Raw genomic sequence first — 15,984 nt, 5'->3', positions numbered from 1 at the left:
TGCACATCATTGAACGATGTGAACGATTGAATCACAAAGCACTTCCGGTTGCCATGCTCTCAGTCTTTGCGGCTGCTGCGCAGGTTATCGATGATGGATTCAAGCGCACGGTCAAAAATCAGGCCGTCATCGAGCATGCCGATCTCGCCCGCCTCCATGGCTGTTGCAAGTTCCTCGCGGAGGTATTCAGCCACCTTGGCGCCGCTGCGATTGACGAAGATGTACTTTCCGGTCGCTTTGATGAACGCTGCCAGCTTGCAACGAACCTTATTGCCATCCCGGGTGAGTTCAATCCAGGAACCAACGCGAAGGCCGTCGGCACGCTCCAGCCACTCTGGCGCAATCCCGACAACGGCGCCCTCGCTCCCTGTTGCTGCCTCCTCAACCGGCGGCGCAGTGCGATCGGCGGCTTCGCTTTCGGGGACCTCCACCGGGGTCGGCTCTGGTTCAACCGAAGTTCTCGCTTCCGTCTCAATTGAGTCGGGAACATCAGTAACGGGCGCCTCAACCTCCTGCTTCGATGCCGGCGGCTCAACTGGCTCTTCGCGCGGTGCGGCCGTTACCAGCCGCTGAAACACGTCCACGTGGGCCAGTTCGAGGTCCCGGATCGCGGAATCCGTTGCAAACGGATCCCAGGAAATTTCCTGCAGTGCGGCCCGCAAATCATCAACGATGGACGGGATGGCTCGCAAAAGCTCGCTTCGGGTAGATGGGCCAACCGGATCGGGATCGACACTCCACACCAGCCTCTCCGTCAGCGCAACGCCGGTATTCCAGCGATCAGCTTCCTCACCTTCCCGGAGATACAGCCACTGCAGGTAGCGGTTCCAGGCGTCCTTCAACAGAGACACCACGGACTCGGGCACATCATGGTTTTCAAGCAGAGGCTGTATGACAGCGTCTGCCGCTTCCGACGCTTTCTCCTGCCGGGCACGCCCCTCCTCAGCATCGCGGAGCCGTTGCTCGATAAGCTCCCGCCGCCTCCGGTCAAGGTCGGTGAACCGGCTGAAGTCCTCAAGGAGTTCCTCGAACAGTGCGACGTCGTCGGTGAAATCATTCAGCACGCGTGTCACAACTGCTTCGATCTTTTCCTTGAGCGGATCCCGCTGCCCTTCCCTCTTTTCGCTCCAGCCGATGGCCGAGAGCGCCAGTTCATTGAGCAACTTGCGTACCGGGTGTCCACCGCGGTTAAAGAAATTACGGTCACTCAAGGCGACCTTGAGTACCGGAATCTGAAGACGACCGATGAGCGCCTTCATGACGGGATGAAGCTGGCGATCCTCCAGAATGAAATCAAACAGCATGGACACCAGGTTGATGACATCGCTGTCAACCTGTTCGACTTGCAGGGTCTGCCCCGACTCGTTCCTGAGAACCGGTTGCAGCTGGGTCGTCAGGGAGACAACTTCCCCTGGCTGCCAGTTGCCGGGCTGGGACTGGATACTGCTCAGCCGGTCAACCAGGCGATGGGTGTCAAGAAAATGGGTACCGGCTCCGGCGCCCCCACCCTCGGAGGACGCGCCCCCCTGGCGCAGGAGAGCGGTAAGCTCTGAAAAGGTAGCGCCACCCGACGTCGATCCCTGATCCTGCCGATTGTCGCCCCCCGTCCCCGATTCATCGGTGTGACCTGGACGACGGGCCTTTGTGTTGGGTGTCGGCGGCCGCTTCAGCTCCGGCAATACCCCCTCAGCAGCCAACGCTTTGTTGGCATTCTGGTAAAAGGGCCCCAACTGGTCCGCGAGCAGCCGATCGAACAGCTTCAACACCACCAGTTTGGCCCGGATATCAATGTCCAGGTCGGAACAGGCTTCGGCAATCGCACCACAGATCACCTCAGGGCTCAGCGGCATCTGGCTGTCGCTGAGATCGACATTGGGCACCAGGTGGCTGACCCGGGCCTTGAGCATGAGGATGGCGTCCAGGTGACGATTCCGGAACTTGTTGACCATGTTATCGATCGCGACCTTCTGCTCCATGTCGGCATGGTCCAGAAGACTCAGACCTTCACTGTCGATGTCGTCCAGAGACCGACCCGAGGATCGTGAGCGAAAACGACCAATATCGTTGAAGGCGCGGGAAACATACTGCAGCATCGATAACATCATGGCTTTCCGATGCATCCTCAGCTCACGCATGGCATCGAAATAAGCGTTCTGATCGACATTGCTGGCTGCACGGTCGGCGAGTTCGAACAGGGAGTCGTCTGCGCCATCGAAAAAGTCGGCCAGCATGGACTTCATGGAGTGACCCGATGCGTCACGCAGACGTACCAGTGCGGCCGGAAGGCCGGATCCGCTGGACGGATTGCCGCCGGAGAAAGGAACAACCTTGTTATCCTGCGCCATTGAGCTACTCCCGGAATCAGTGTGCGCATTCACTCTGCGCGTCTTACTGACAATGGTACGAGCTGAGCACGTCAGCTTGTGTCAGATTTTGTCACCTTTTGTGTAGATCGGACCTGAGTCACAGTTTAGCTGACGGTAAGCCGTCATTTGGCGAAAGCCGGACATCGCTATAGAATCGTCCGCCAGTCATTTTTACTCTGAATCCGCGGACCACCTATCATGCTGCCTGACGAACGTTTACGCCAATCCCGAATTGAATCCGTCGCCCTCAGCCTGCGCGAGGACATCGGTGATGGTGACATCACTGCACGTCTCATTCCGGCTGAAACCCACGCCACGGGACGAGTGATAACCCGGGAAGCAGCAACCATTGCCGGGATTGAGTGGGTCAACGAAGTCTTCCGTCAGGTCGATCCACGGGTTTCCGTAAACTGGCAGGTAACCGACGGTGACCAGGTCGTGCCCGATCAGACCCTGTTCACCCTCGCAGGGCCCGCCCGCAGCCTGTTAACCGGAGAACGCACGGCCCTCAACTGGCTGCAAACGCTCTCCGGTGTCGCAACCACCTGCGCCTCCTACGCAGCAAGGGTGGCGCACACCCGGGTCCAATTGCTCGATACCCGCAAAACAATTCCAGGCCTGCGAATGGCAGAGAAGTACGCTGTGACCTGCGGCGGCTGCTTCAACCACCGCATCGGTCTCTGGGATGCCTTCCTGATCAAGGAAAACCATATCGCCGCCTGCGGTTCCATCGCCAGCGCAGTGGCTGAGGCCCGCAGAATTGCACCGGGCCGTCCGGTTGAGGTGGAAACCGAAACACTGGACGAACTCGACCAGGCACTGGCTGCGGGCGCCGACATTATCATGCTGGATGAGTTTACCCTGGCGGACCTGAAGACTGCCGTCACTGTCGCAGCCGGTCAGGCCAGGCTGGAAGCATCAGGCGGAATCAACGCCCAGACTCTGGTCCCGATCGCAGAAACCGGGGTGGACTTTATTTCCATCGGAGCCCTGACCAAGGACATCAAGGCCATCGACCTTTCCATGAGGCTGGACTGAACGCAACTACCGATCGGACAACAACCTGTCCATGACCTGAAGCTCCCTGATCAGGCCATGGCCGGATTCCGGCCGGCCACGGAAATGCTCTTCAGCCATGGGGGCCATGCCTGAGACCTCGGGCAACGGATGGCCGTTCTCAATCAGGATTTTCATTCTTTCCACGAACACGAACTGAAGCCACTGCGTAAACTCCATGGTATCGACGCAGAAAGGCTTGTCGCTCTGGAAGGCCTCCCGGGGAGGTGCTTCTTCTTCCCACACGTCCAGTTGCCTGAGCTCGACTTCGATCTGCAGCAGGCTGTCAGCGACTCGCGACACTTTGCTATTGCCATCGGTCATGCAATCACCTATTCGGTCAGTGGCTCCAGCTCGACCGCCTCACCATGCAAGACGCGGAACAGATCTTCGTACTGCCGGGTCAGCGGATGCTTCGGAGCCATATGAATGAGAGGCTGCCTGCTCTGATGCGATTCCTTCATCTTGACGGAGCTGGACAGACGAACGGGGAGAACCGGCAGTCCCTCTTCCGTCAGTTCCAGAACCAACCTTCTGGGGAGACTGGCCCTGGGCTGGAACTGGTTGGCGATAATGCCCTCCACGACCAGATCCTCATTGTGATCCTCCTGCAATTCCCGGATTTCACCCAGGATGTTGTACAACGCCTGACGGGAGAAATCGTCGCAATCAAACGGAATCAGGCAGCGCTGTGCAGCAATCAATGCGGACCGGGTGTAAAAATTCAAGGCCGGCGCCGTATCAATGTAGATCGCGTCGAAACTGTCACTCAGTTTTTTCAGAGCTTCCCGGAGCTTGTAGATCTTGTGTTTGGCCTCGAGTTTGCGCTCCAGAAAATCCAGTTCCGGACTCGACGGCAGCACAAACAGGTTATCGAAGGGCGTGGCGTGGACAAATTCGTCGGGCCGACGATTGAACATGGTAAACGCCACGGTCTGCTCCAACAGATCGGCGATGGTATCCTTCAATTCGGCCGCCGGCCTGCCCAGCAGATAATGTGTGGAGTTGCCCTGCGGATCCAGGTCAACGACCAGCGTCCGCTTTCCTCTGGCAGCGCTGATAGCCGCCAGATTGCAGGTGATACTGGACTTGCCCACACCACCTTTCTGGTTGAACACAACCCGTCTCATCTCGTCTCTCTCCTTGCGCGATCCTGTTGATCGGTCGTTTTTATCATCACCCGGCTTACCATCCCATGACCGTTTTGACGAACGGAATGGTCAGACGCCTCTGGGCCTGCAGTGAATTTTCGTCCAGGACATCCAACAGGGCCAGCAGATCCCCAAGCCGTCGCGGCGCCCGACGCATGATGAATCCGGCAACGTCATCCGCCATCACCAGGCCTCGCTGCTCCGCTCGGGCCTGCAGAATTCTCTGGCGATCCTCGTCCCGATAAACGCCGAGCTGCAACAAAAGTCCGTGGCCCAGCCTGGAAATCAGGTCAGGCAACGTCAATCCCAAGGCCGAAGGCACATCACCGGCACTGACCACCAACAGGCTACCCTGATCCTGAATCCGGTTATAAAGATGGAAAATGGCCTCCTCCCAGGCCGGATCGCCGGCGATCCGCTCCAGATCGTCCAGACAAACCAGGCGTTGCGCCTCCAGCCCCGAAAGAGCTCCCGGACCGAAGGGCTCAAGTTCGGCCAGACTGACACAGACCGCACCCTCGCCCAGCGCTTCCACCTGATGGCAGGCGGCCTGGAGCAGATGGCTCTTCCCGGTATCAGAATCGCCGCAGACCATAACAACCGGAACGCCTTCAGGGCGCTGGCATACGGCCCTCAGCCGTACCGCCACGTCCTGATTCCGTTCGCCGTGAAAGTTATCGAATCGGGCATCGTCACGCAGTTTTACGCCGAGAACCAGTTGGGACGCCATCATTGGTGTCTCGCCCTCCAGGCCCGCATTCCCCAGACCAGCAAATAATGACCGCCGCTCACCACCGCAGACAGGGCGACCAGCAGAACTCCGACATCACGCACCCAGGTCGGCATCGGAAAGCCCGCCAGAAGAACAATAATCGCGAGCACGACGAGAATCTGAACAAACGTGTTTATCTTCCCCGGGATACTCGGCTCCATTTCGAACCGTCCAACCGTATAGTGGTAGGCCAGCGCTCCCCCTACAATGAGCAGGTCGCGGCCCAGCACTATCGCGAACAGCCAGACCGGGAGGACCGACGTGAGGGTCAACATCAGGTAGGACGTAATCAGAAGGGCCTTGTCCGCCAGCGGATCGGCAATCGCACCAAAGCGGGACCGCCAGTTGAAGTGCCTTGCCAGAAAACCGTCGAAAGCATCGGTCACGGACGCCAGGAAAAAGATAGCCAGAGCGTATCGATAGTTCTCCATCAGCAGGGCCGCAGCGAAGGGAACGATCAGGACAATCCGCAAAAACGTCAGGGCATTGGGTATCCAGCGCCAGCGTTCCGATTTCACAGGGCTCCCTCCACTGTCGCCTTATTGTCCGGGCTCTGTTCCGATGTTGGGCGCAGGCTGCCAGCGATAATAAAGCACCTGATAGAGCGAGTCGAAGGCCTGGGACGCATCGGCTTTGTCTTTTGCCAACGGCTGGTAGGTAAACGTGGTGGATGCAACGCCTTTATCCTTGACGTCCGCACCGTTGCCAGATGGTGACACAGCGTCCGGGCTTCCAGCGACCTCGTTCGCAGAGGTCTCGGCGCCACTTTCCGAGGCATCCTTAGCCGCCGCCTGGCTGCCTGTCTTTTCCAGCGCTTTCGGGGCGACTGACCCGGGGTCCATAGCGACAAACCGGGAATCCAGCGCGATGTACTGCTTCAGTTGGTCCAACTCTCCGGTAAAGGTCGCCCTCAATGTCAGCTGCGAACCTTTCACTCGGGCTGCGCTCACCTCTTGCACCGGCGTGAGGCCTTCCAGAACACCGGTCACACCGCCATAATCGGCGACGCTGTTAACCCCATCAATGACGATATCCACCTGCGGGGACTCCCCGACTTCATTCGCGGACACGGCATACTGGCTGGCGTACTGTTCAGTCCAGCGATCAATGACGGCTTTAACCAACTCGCCGGGCGTAGCGGCCGTTACTGACTGCTCGCCACCATTCGCAGCGCCGCCGTCAAAGACCCAACCTGCGCGCCATTGTCCACCACTGCGGTTAATACGAACCAGGGCCATGGCATCGTGGCTCAGATTTGAGGCAGACGACTGGACGTTACTGACGAACTGCCCCCATATTTCCGACAACAGTTCCCGGTCCCCGGCGGCAGATGCAGGTGGCAGTGCCAGCGGCAGGCCCCGGTCAGCGGCGGCTTCTTTGAAAGCGGCCCGCCAGGAATCAGCCGGTGACTCGTTTCCTCCCGGATCGCCTTCGGTAACAAGGCGGCGGGATCCCCGCTCCTCGACCGCGACCCAGGCCAGGGTCAATGGCCGGTTGGCGCCCCAAACGGGCGCATCTACCGACGCCAGGGCCTTATTCACGCCCACGGCTCCGAACGACATCTGCAGACGATCATTACCCTGGTCGTCCCTCAGAAACTGATAGGACAGCAACAATGATTCGGCATCGTCCAACAACGACGGTACGCCATCAAGGTTCAGAACGTCCCGGCTTCCCGAGACGCGAACCAGGACACGCCCGAGCCCATCGGCGGCTCCCTTGGCCAACTGATCAGGCCCGGAACCGGCCACCGGCACTTCGACCGAATAGAGGCCGGCGACGGTAACGGCATGAGCCTGGGACACCGTTATAATACTGCTCAGCAGAACCAGTGCTGCCGCTGCGATTGTCCGTACTGTCCGCGCCAAGTTTTGTCCCGATACTGACATGAATCACCCTGGTGTTCGCATGGATGGCGCATAGGATACACCATGGCCTATACCGTGAGTAGCTGTTAAAATCCGCGGCCTGTCCCACTATTGCCAACGGTTCCAATACACCATGAGCGAACAGAAGCCTTCCCTGACCTACCGCGACGCTGGCGTTGACATCGACGCAGGCAACGAACTCGTCAACCGTATCAAGGACACCGCGGCCCGCACCCGGCGCCCCGAAGTGCTTGGCGGCCTGGGAGGCTTCGGGGCCATGGTGGCTATCCCGCCGGGATACAATGAACCGGTACTGGTTTCCGGTACCGATGGCGTAGGTACCAAGCTCCGTCTGGCCATGCAGCTGGGCAAGCACGACACAATCGGCATCGACCTCGTCGCCATGTGCGTGAACGATCTCGTGGTAGGCGGTGCGGAGCCCCTGTTTTTCCTCGATTATTACGCCACCGGAAAACTGAACGTAGACGTGGCAGCGCAGGTCGTTGCCGGGATCGGCGAAGGCTGCTCCCAGGCAGGATGCGCCCTGGTCGGCGGAGAAACGGCGGAGATGCCGGGCATGTATGAAGGGGAAGATTACGATTTGGCAGGATTCTGTGTCGGTGTTGCGGAACGCAGCGAGATCATTGACGGCAGCCGGGTTCAGCCCGGAGATGTCCTTCTTGCTCTGGGATCGTCCGGCCCGCACTCCAACGGCTATTCCCTGATCCGTAAGATTCTCGAAGTCAGCAACGCCGACATCGATCAGACCGTTGGCGATACCCGCCTTGCGGATGCCTTGATGGCCCCGACCCGTATTTATGTGAAGAACCTGCTTCAACTGATCCGTGAAGTCGACGTCCGCGCCCTGTCGCACATTACCGGAGGCGGGTTACCAGAGAACATTCCGAGAGTTCTGCCCAAGGGCAGCATCGCCACCGTTGATACGGACAGCTGGACACTGCCACCGGTATTCCAGTGGCTGAAGGACGCCGGCGGGGTTGCCGCTGAAGAGATGTACCGGACCTTCAACTGCGGTGTCGGCATGATCGTCTGTGTTCCGGCGAACCAGAAGGATCTCGCGATCGACACCCTGAACGCGCTGGGCGAAACCGTGTGGCAGATCGGCGTGATCGAGAGCGCGGACGCCCAGGACGCAGAGCCCGTGGTCAAATACCAGCCAGGATTGTTGTCGGTATGAAGGCAGATCAAGCTCCACTGCCACGTATCCTGGTACTCGCATCCGGAAGCGGAACCAATCTCCAGGCACTGATTGACGCCAGTCGTGAACGGGACTATCCGGGGCAGATTATTGCCGTCGGATCCAACCGTCCCGGCGCCTTCGCCCTTGAGCGGGCGGCCCAGGCAAATATCGAGACGTTCGTTGTCGATCACACCAAATTCCAGAGCCGGGAGGAATTCGACGCCGCACTGATGGCAGAGATTCGTCGCCACAACCCGGACGTGCTGGTGCTGGCCGGCTTCATGCGGATCCTGACCACGGATTTTGTACGGGCCTTTCGAGGCATCATGCTCAATATCCACCCCTCCCTGCTACCAAAATACACGGGGCTGAACACCCACCAGCGGGTTCTCGACGCTGGCGATCAGATTCATGGGGTATCGATACATTTCGTGACCGAAGAACTCGACGGTGGCCCGGTGATTGCCCAGGCCGAGGTTCATGTGGCACCGGATGACACCGCCGAATCGCTCGCGGAAAAGGTGCAGGAGAAGGAACACATTCTGTACCCCATCGTTATTCGCTGGTTCTGCGAGGGCCGCATTCACCTGGGCAGCGATTATGTGCTCTTCGACGGCGAACCCATGGCTGCGCCGATGAGACTCCCCGAGAACTGAACAGATTGTCATGCCGGGATACCACATCACCGGCTACACTGTCGCTAAACCTGTCAGGTGAAAAGGACCCCGACTCATGACAAGCGACCGTCAACAGCCTCTTTCGTGTATCGGAAGGCTCGCAGGATTCCTCACAACCCTCGTCTTACTCCTGGCCTCGCCACTGGCGAGTGCGGAGCAGACCACCGACCTCGTCCCCTTCAAGGCCAACTACACGGCCACCATGGAAAAGGGCATTGAACTGAGCGGCACCGGCACCCGAAGCCTGACCGACCAGGGCAATGGGGTCTGGCTGTATCGAACCGATGTAAAGTCGTTTATCGCCAACATTGACGAATCGCTGGTGCTCAAGTGGGAAAATGGCCGGGTCATCCCTCTGCGCTATCGCTACCGGTTGTCCGGGCTCTTTATCAAAGATCGCAAGAAAGCGATCGATTTCGACTGGTCAGCGGGAACCGCCAGTGGCGAGTACAAGGGAAAATCCTTCGAACTCCCCCTGAAAGAGGGCACGCTCGACCCACTCGGCTACCAGCTTCAGCTGCGTCAGGACATCAAGGCGGGCCTGCGAGACATGACCTATGAGGTTATAGACGGGGATGAGTATGATACGACCCACTTCGCCATCCTCGAAAAAGAGCCGGAGACAGCCTCAAGCGACCTCCTCAGGGGCACCCTGAAAGCGGAAAAGGTTCGTAAGGAGGGCTCAAAGCGACAAACGCTGATGTGGTTCGATCCAGACCGGGAGTTCATCCTCGTACGCCTGCTCCAGATAGAGCCCGACGGCAAACGCTACGAACTCCATCTGGACGACGCAAAGGTCGAGGGCTAGCCCTGCCCTTTGGCGCTCTGCCAGACGGCCTTGACCTCATCCGCGATAATCCGAAGCCCGGCGGCTACCCGCTCATCATCCTGGGAATAGGTGACGCGCAGACACTCATGACGATGTTTCCATTCGTTCTCCGGCAGGCCGGGGAAGAAATAGTGGCCAGACACCACCAGCACACCCCGCTGTTTCAGGCGCTGGTAGAGCTCCAGACTAGAAATCGGAAGGTCCGGGAACCAGAGCCAGAGGAACATGGCGCCCTCAGGCTTGTGCACATACCAGCGACAAGAGTCCTCACCCATGGCCTCACGGAAGACTTCGACGGCACGCTCCATCTTGGCCTTGTAGAACGGGCATACAACATCCCGGCTGAGTGACAGGATTTCACCGGATCTGACCAGCGGTTCCGCTAACATGGCCCCGAAGCTACCCGTTGCCAGGTTCAGAATCGCGTTGATGCCCGACAACGCCTTGATCACCGGCTCCGAGGCAATCACGATGCCGGTTCGGGCAGCGGGAAGCCCAAGCTTCGACAGGCTCAAGCACAGAATGATGCGTTCATTCCAGGTTGGCTCGGCATCCACGAACAGAAGGCTCGGGAATGGCGTTCCATAGGCGCCATCGACGATCAGGGGAATGTCATGCTGTGCGGCAAGTGCCTCCAGACGGGCAAGCTCGTCGTCGGTGATCACGTTGCCGGTAGGGTTGGTCGGACGCGACACACAGATGGCGCCAGTTTCTCCGGTGACCTCCACCGCGTCAAAATCCACCCGGTACTTGAATTCGTGCGCATCGGTAAATGAGATATCCGGCTGAACCGCACGGAACAACTCTGGCTCAATCCCGGCATCGGCATACCCGATGTATTCCGGCGCAAGGGGCAGCAGAATGTGTTTTCGCTGTCCGTCGCCATAATCCCCACCAAACATGTTGAATAACATGAAGAAGGCAGCCTGGCTGCCATTGGTAAGGGCAATATTGTCCGGACTGAGGCCCCATCCGTACTCGCGATTCAACAACTCTGCCAGAGCACTGATGAATCCTTTTTCTCCCTGGGGCGGATCGTAGATGCCGACGAGTCGGCGAACTTCGTCCTCGTTCTGACTCATCTCAGCCAGAATGGCCTGAACACGATGCTGGATTTCCGGGATATGACCCGGATTGCCGCCACCCATCATGATCATGTCGTCACCGGACGCCATGGCATTTCCAAGGTCATCCATCAGTGAGGTTATACCGGCATCGGCGGTGAATTTACGGCCAAACGCAGAGAGTTTCATGGCACCATCCATTCAGCAACGAAACGCAGGGAGTTCAAAACAGAGTGAAGCGCGGATTGCCCGGGGTCAACTGTCCAGCGCAATGCCGAGGTTACTGACGCCCTCGTTGGCTGCACCGGTCCGCAATTCCTCAACAAAAGATTCCTTCGGAGTACGCTGTCGCTTCAGCGCCAGCACCAGGTCCCTCTGGAACATCTTGTCTTCTTTCATCAACGGATGATGATCCAGCAGACGGACCAGCTCATCTTCTGGCAGCGACTCGCCTTCCGACATTTCAATGAAATTCATGACCGTCGTCGTGGCCAACTGGGATGCTTCAGTTGCCCGGTGCTTATTCGGGTTGAGCCGATTGAGTAGCGCCTGCTCCAGCAACTGGCAAAAATCGAACGCGGGATACACGCCATAGGCGTCGTAGTCATCAACCTGAGGCGATAGCGACTCCAGTTTGGAGAGCAGCTGCGGGATCGCTGCATCACTCGTATCTTTCTGAAGCAGCTCCCAGGCGATGTCCAGCAACTGGCGCATCTTGGCGCCAGTTTTCAGGCCGACGGCCTCGACAAAGAGGGCGTAATTCGGAAACGAGCGCTCGGCGAGCGCCAGCAGGAAGGCGTATTCACGCCATCCCTGCAATTGTGAAACGGCTTTGAGGAACTGGTTGGCGTTCATGTCCTGGGCAGGGTCACGCCGGTCTGCCCCAGGTATTTGCCGCCCCGGTCCTTATAGCTGGTGTCACAGACTTCATCGGACTCGAAAAACAGCATCTGGGCAACGCCTTCGTTGGCGTAGATCTTGGCCGGCAGGTTGGTGGTGTTGGAAAACTCCAGTGTCACCTGGCCTTCCCATTCCGGTTCCAGCGGTGTGACGTTCACGATGATGCCGCAACGGGCATAGGTGCTCTTGCCGAGGCAGATGGTGAGCACGTTTCTCGGAATCCGGAAATACTCGACGGTCCGCGCCAGCGCAAAGCTGTTGGGCGGGATGATACAGACGTCGCCGGTGTAGTTGACGAAGCTGTTGTCGTCGAAGTTCTTCGGGTCGACCGTGGCGCTGTGGACGTTGGTAAAGATCTTGAACTCGTTGCTGCAGCGAACGTCGTAACCGTAGCTGGAAGTCCCGTAGGAGATGACACGGCCTTTTCCGGTTTCCCGAACCTGTCCATGCTCGAACGGTTCGATCATGCCGTGCTGCTCGGACATCCGGCGTATCCACTTGTCGGATTTAATGCTCATCGGTGAATTCTCGTTTCCGCTGGAAAAATTGAGGCGTAGTTTACCTGTTCCCTCGAGGTCTGTCGAAGCTTCCTCGGCTTCTCTCAAGACTGCTTGATCGGGGGCTGCAAGGCCAGGAAACGCTCTCCAAAACACGCTACGAGCACATCCCTGTGCGCTTGTTTCGGGCCGTCCATGGCCCTCAACAGTTTTGGAGAGCGTTTCCTGGCCTCGCGATCAAGCTTTACCGGAATTCGCCTCTTGTCGCCCCCTCAGTGCTCCGTTACCGAAACACTGGAGATCGAACCCGACAGATTCCGCTCCCGGGTGGACAATTCGGCACCAACCCGGCGAGCGATGTCGCGGTATCGGCGCGCCACTTCGGAGTCCGGTTCGGCGATCACCGAGGGGGTACCGCCATCGGTCTGTTCCCGGATGGTCATGTGCAGGGGCAGCTGCCCGAGGAGGGTGGTGTCGTATTCCTCGGCAATCCGCTCACCGCCGCCGTGGCCGAACAGGGGTTCTTCGTGGCCGCAGTTGCTGCAGATGTGAACGCTCATATTCTCGATCACGCCGAGTACCGGAATCTCCACCTTGCGGAACATTTCGATACCCTTTTTGCCATCCAGCAGCGCGATGTCCTGGGGCGTGGTGACGATGACCGCACCTGTCACGGGCACCTTCTGCGCCAGGGTGAGCTGGATGTCGCCGGTTCCCGGTGGCATGTCGACGATCAGGTAGTCAAGTTCGTTCCAGAGGGTCTGCTGGAGCAACTGCATAACGGCACCACTGACCATGGGGCCCCGCCAGACCATGGGCGTTTTTTCGGTGACAACGAACGCCATGGAATTGGCCTGCAGGCCATGGGCGTCCATGGGAACGAAGTATTTGTTTTCCCGGGTGTCCGGACGCTTGCCCTCCGGCACGCCGAGCATCATGCCAATGCTGGGGCCGTAGATGTCGGCGTCGAGAATGCCGACTCGAGCGCCTTCGGCCTGGAGAGCCAGTGCGAGGTTGACGGCGGTGGTGGATTTGCCGACACCGCCCTTGCCTGACGCCACAGCGATGATGTTTTTGACGCCGGGGACAGAGGGAATGTCTTTCTGCACTTTGTAGGAGTGGATCTTCTGGCCGACGTGCACGTCGGCGCTTTCTACTCCATCAACGTTTTCGAGCGCATTGGTAACGATTTGCTTGAGCGCTCCGGCAATTCCCTTGGATGGATAGGGCAGCTCAACCATCAGGGTGACTTTTCCACCCTCTTCCGAGGCGAGATTCTTGACGGCGCCGAGTTGGTACAGGTCCTTGTCGAGGTAAGGATCCCGATATTCTCGGACAGCGGCCTCCAGGGCCTGCTGGGAAATCTGGGTCATCGGCTTCTCCGGAATAAGCTCATGAACACGAAAACGGGTGTTTCGGGTGAAAAATTGCTGCTTGGAAGGTATCATCTGTGCCCGTTTCTGACCATATGGGGTCGCCATCCGCGACTATCAACACGGGTGTTTTCAACCGGCCCCTTTTATTTGCATTGCCAATCCTTATTCACAGAAGGTTCGGACATCACCATGACGCAAGCGAGCAAGCAACAGCGCGACATTCTGGTTACCAGCGCCCTGCCCTATGCCAACGGGCCGATCCACCTGGGTCACCTGCTGGAATACATTCAGACCGATATCTGGGTGCGCTATCAGAAAATGCGGGGCCAGAACTGCTACTACGTTTGCGCTGATGACGCTCATGGCACTGCGATCATGCTGAGAGCGGAGCGGGAAGGCATCACGCCGGAGCAGCTCATCGATCGAATCCGTCTGGAGCACCAGCAGGATTTCGCCGGTTTCCATATCCGTTTTGATAATTACTACTCCACCCATTCGGAGGAGAACCGCTTTTTCTCCGAGTACATCTATCGCCAGCTTCAGGAAAACGGACACATTGCCACCCGGAACATCACCCAGTTCTTCGATCCGGAGAAAGAGATGTTCCTGGCAGATCGCTTTATCAAGGGCACCTGCCCCAAATGCAAGACCGAAGACCAGTACGGCGACAACTGCGAAGCCTGCGGCGCCACCTACACGCCGGCGGAGCTGATCAACCCGCGCTCCGCGGTGTCCGGCGCCACTCCGATCGAGAAAGAGTCCGAGCACTACTTCTTCAAGCTCCCGGATTTCCACGATTTCCTGGCCAAGTGGACCCGCAGCGGCACCCTACAGCCGCAGGTTGCCAATAAGCTTGCCGAATGGCTGGATGCCGGATTGCAGGAATGGGATATCAGCCGCGATGCGCCCTACTTCGGGTTCGAGATTCCCGATGCGCCCGGCAAGTTCTTCTATGTCTGGCTCGATGCCCCAATTGGCTACCTGGCGAGCTTCAAGAATCTGTGTAACCGCGAAAACATCGACTTCGAGCACTTCTGGAGAGCCGATTCGTCCGCCGAGGTCTATCACTTCATCGGCAAGGACATCATCAACTTCCACGCCCTGTTCTGGCCGTCCATGCTGCACGATGCAGGGTTCCGGACGCCGACGGCCGTCTGGGCCCATGGCTTTGTCACAGTCAACGGCAAGAAGATGTCCAAGTCCCGTGGTACCTTCATCATGGCGCGCACCTATCTGGATCACCTGGATCCCGAGTACCTGCGCTACTACTTCGCCGCCAAGCTGACCGGCGGCGTGGATGACATGGACCTCAACCTTGAGGACTTCGCCGCGCGCGTGAATTCGGACCTCGTTGGTAAGGTCGTCAATATTGCCAGTCGCAGCGCCGGCTTCATTACCAAACGGTTCGACGGTCAGCTGGGTGAAGTGACCGAGCAGGAGAAGCTACGGGAGTTCATTGAGGCCGGAGAGCAGATCGAGGAATTCTTCGAGACCCGCGAATTTGGCCGTGCCATGCGTCGAATCATGGAGCTGGCCGACATTGCCAACCAGTACGTGAACGACGAGCAGCCCTGGGTCATTGCCAAACAGGACGGCCAGGATGCCAAGCTGCACGCGATCTGTACGAACGCCATCAACATGTTCCGCATCCTGATGACCTACCTGGCACCGGTACTGCCGGACACGGCCGAGGCATCAGAGGACTTCCTGAAGGCCAGACTGGACTGGAACAACCGCAAGGAACTGCTGGAAAACCACGGCATCAGCAAGTTCAAGCCGTTGATGAATCGGGTGGACATGGCCCAGATAGAGAAAATGCTGGACGCCTCCAAAGAGGAACTGCCCGCAGCGACCGGTCAGCCCGAACCGGCTGCCAATCTTGAACCGGTTGCGGACGAGATAGAATTCGGTGATTTCGCGAAAGTGGACCTTCGGGTGGCTAAAATTGTCAAAGCAGAGCATGTTGAGGGGGCAGACAAGCTTCTCCGCCTGACTCTTGACATAGGGCATGGCGAGCGCAATGTGTTTGCTGGTATCAAGTCTGCCTACAAGCCGGAAGAGCTGGAGGGCCGCATGACCGTCATGGTGGCCAACCTGAAAGCCCGAAAAATGAAGTTCGGTCTGTCCGAGGGCATGGTCCTGGCGGCCGGCCCGGGCGGTAAGGATATCTTCATTCTTTCTCCGGATTCCGGTGCCACTCCCGGCATGCGGGTGATGTAAGCAAATC

Annotated in this window: 15 protein-coding genes; 5 read left to right on the top strand and 10 right to left on the bottom strand. The window is 58.4% G+C overall.

Going from position 1 to position 15,984, the window contains the following annotated elements; translation table 11 throughout:
* Positions 1–59 precede the first annotated feature (59 nt).
* Positions 60–2,345, bottom strand: a complete 2,286-nt coding sequence (locus MSNKSG1_RS04120; protein WP_008937986.1) for a DUF1631 domain-containing protein — start codon at positions 2,343–2,345, stop codon at positions 60–62.
* 219 nt (positions 2,346–2,564) lie between these two features.
* On the opposite strand from MSNKSG1_RS04120, the gene nadC reads away from it, so the two are divergent.
* The gene (nadC, locus tag MSNKSG1_RS04115; RefSeq protein WP_008937985.1) at positions 2,565–3,404 is read left to right on the top strand and encodes a carboxylating nicotinate-nucleotide diphosphorylase; all 840 of its coding nucleotides are present in this window, start codon (positions 2,565–2,567) and stop codon (positions 3,402–3,404) included.
* A 6-nt stretch (positions 3,405–3,410) separates the two neighbouring features.
* Here nadC and MSNKSG1_RS04110 read toward each other — a convergent pair whose 3' ends face one another.
* Genes MSNKSG1_RS04110 through MSNKSG1_RS04090 form a run of 5 tightly spaced genes read right to left on the bottom strand, consistent with a single transcriptional unit; the run spans position 3,411 to position 7,213 of the window.
* Positions 3,411–3,746 (bottom strand): YqcC family protein, encoded by a 336-nt coding sequence (locus MSNKSG1_RS04110; RefSeq protein WP_008937984.1) that lies wholly within the window; start codon positions 3,744–3,746, stop codon positions 3,411–3,413.
* An 8-nt stretch (positions 3,747–3,754) separates the two neighbouring features.
* Positions 3,755–4,552 (bottom strand): ParA family protein, encoded by a 798-nt coding sequence (locus MSNKSG1_RS04105; protein WP_008937983.1) that lies wholly within the window; start codon positions 4,550–4,552, stop codon positions 3,755–3,757.
* Between the two features lie 55 nt (positions 4,553–4,607).
* Complete coding sequence (gene hda / locus MSNKSG1_RS04100) at positions 4,608–5,306, bottom strand: DnaA regulatory inactivator Hda (RefSeq protein ID WP_008937982.1); 699 nt, start codon at positions 5,304–5,306, stop codon at positions 4,608–4,610.
* A complete protein-coding gene (locus MSNKSG1_RS04095; protein ID WP_008937981.1) occupies positions 5,303–5,863 on the bottom strand; it encodes a CDP-alcohol phosphatidyltransferase family protein in 561 nt (186 codons plus the stop codon). The genes hda and MSNKSG1_RS04095 overlap by 4 nt, the downstream gene beginning before the upstream one ends.
* A 21-nt stretch (positions 5,864–5,884) precedes the next feature.
* Positions 5,885–7,213, bottom strand: a complete 1,329-nt coding sequence (locus MSNKSG1_RS04090) for a DUF2066 domain-containing protein (protein WP_227497949.1) — start codon at positions 7,211–7,213, stop codon at positions 5,885–5,887.
* Between the two features lie 133 nt (positions 7,214–7,346).
* Here MSNKSG1_RS04090 and purM point away from each other — a divergent pair, with 133 nt between their 5' ends.
* From purM to MSNKSG1_RS04075, 3 genes are all read left to right on the top strand, one after another.
* Positions 7,347–8,411 (top strand): phosphoribosylformylglycinamidine cyclo-ligase, encoded by a 1,065-nt coding sequence (purM, locus tag MSNKSG1_RS04085; RefSeq protein ID WP_008937979.1) that lies wholly within the window; start codon positions 7,347–7,349, stop codon positions 8,409–8,411.
* Positions 8,408–9,070, top strand: a complete 663-nt coding sequence (gene purN / locus MSNKSG1_RS04080) for a phosphoribosylglycinamide formyltransferase (RefSeq protein WP_008937978.1) — start codon at positions 8,408–8,410, stop codon at positions 9,068–9,070. Before purM ends, purN begins: the two co-directional genes overlap by 4 nt.
* A gap of 76 nt (positions 9,071–9,146) precedes the next feature.
* Positions 9,147–9,899 carry a DUF3108 domain-containing protein gene (locus tag MSNKSG1_RS04075; RefSeq protein WP_008937977.1) on the top strand — a complete coding sequence of 251 codons (753 nt, stop codon included), beginning with the start codon at positions 9,147–9,149 and terminating at the stop codon, positions 9,897–9,899.
* Here the strand turns inward: MSNKSG1_RS04075 and MSNKSG1_RS04070 are convergent.
* The 4 genes from MSNKSG1_RS04070 to apbC form a co-directional block, all read right to left on the bottom strand.
* Positions 9,896–11,173, bottom strand: coding sequence for a valine--pyruvate transaminase (locus MSNKSG1_RS04070; RefSeq protein WP_008937976.1), 1,278 nt, complete (start codon positions 11,171–11,173; stop codon positions 9,896–9,898). The two genes, MSNKSG1_RS04075 and MSNKSG1_RS04070, sit on opposite strands and share 4 nt — an antisense overlap.
* 66 nt (positions 11,174–11,239) lie before the next feature.
* Entirely contained in the window at positions 11,240–11,839 is a 600-nt protein-coding gene (locus MSNKSG1_RS04065) for a YjaG family protein (RefSeq protein WP_008937975.1), read from the bottom strand.
* The gene (gene dcd, locus MSNKSG1_RS04060; protein WP_008937974.1) at positions 11,836–12,402 is read right to left on the bottom strand and encodes a dCTP deaminase; all 567 of its coding nucleotides are present in this window, start codon (positions 12,400–12,402) and stop codon (positions 11,836–11,838) included. The genes MSNKSG1_RS04065 and dcd overlap by 4 nt, the downstream gene beginning before the upstream one ends.
* Before the next feature lie 251 nt (positions 12,403–12,653).
* Positions 12,654–13,754 (bottom strand): iron-sulfur cluster carrier protein ApbC, encoded by a 1,101-nt coding sequence (gene apbC / locus MSNKSG1_RS04055; RefSeq protein ID WP_008937973.1) that lies wholly within the window; start codon positions 13,752–13,754, stop codon positions 12,654–12,656.
* Between the two features lie 192 nt (positions 13,755–13,946).
* Here apbC and metG point away from each other — a divergent pair, with 192 nt between their 5' ends.
* Positions 13,947–15,977: a methionine--tRNA ligase gene (gene metG, locus MSNKSG1_RS04050; protein ID WP_008937972.1), complete on the top strand. Its 2,031-nt coding sequence runs from the start codon at positions 13,947–13,949 to the stop codon at positions 15,975–15,977.
* The last annotated feature ends 7 nt before the right edge of the window (positions 15,978–15,984 follow it).

Source organism: Marinobacter santoriniensis NKSG1 (assembly GCF_000347775.1).
Taxonomy (GTDB): domain Bacteria; phylum Pseudomonadota; class Gammaproteobacteria; order Pseudomonadales; family Oleiphilaceae; genus Marinobacter; species Marinobacter santoriniensis.
The sequence above is the reverse complement of the archived record's forward strand: the minus strand, read 5'-3'. Positions and strand labels throughout refer to the sequence as shown.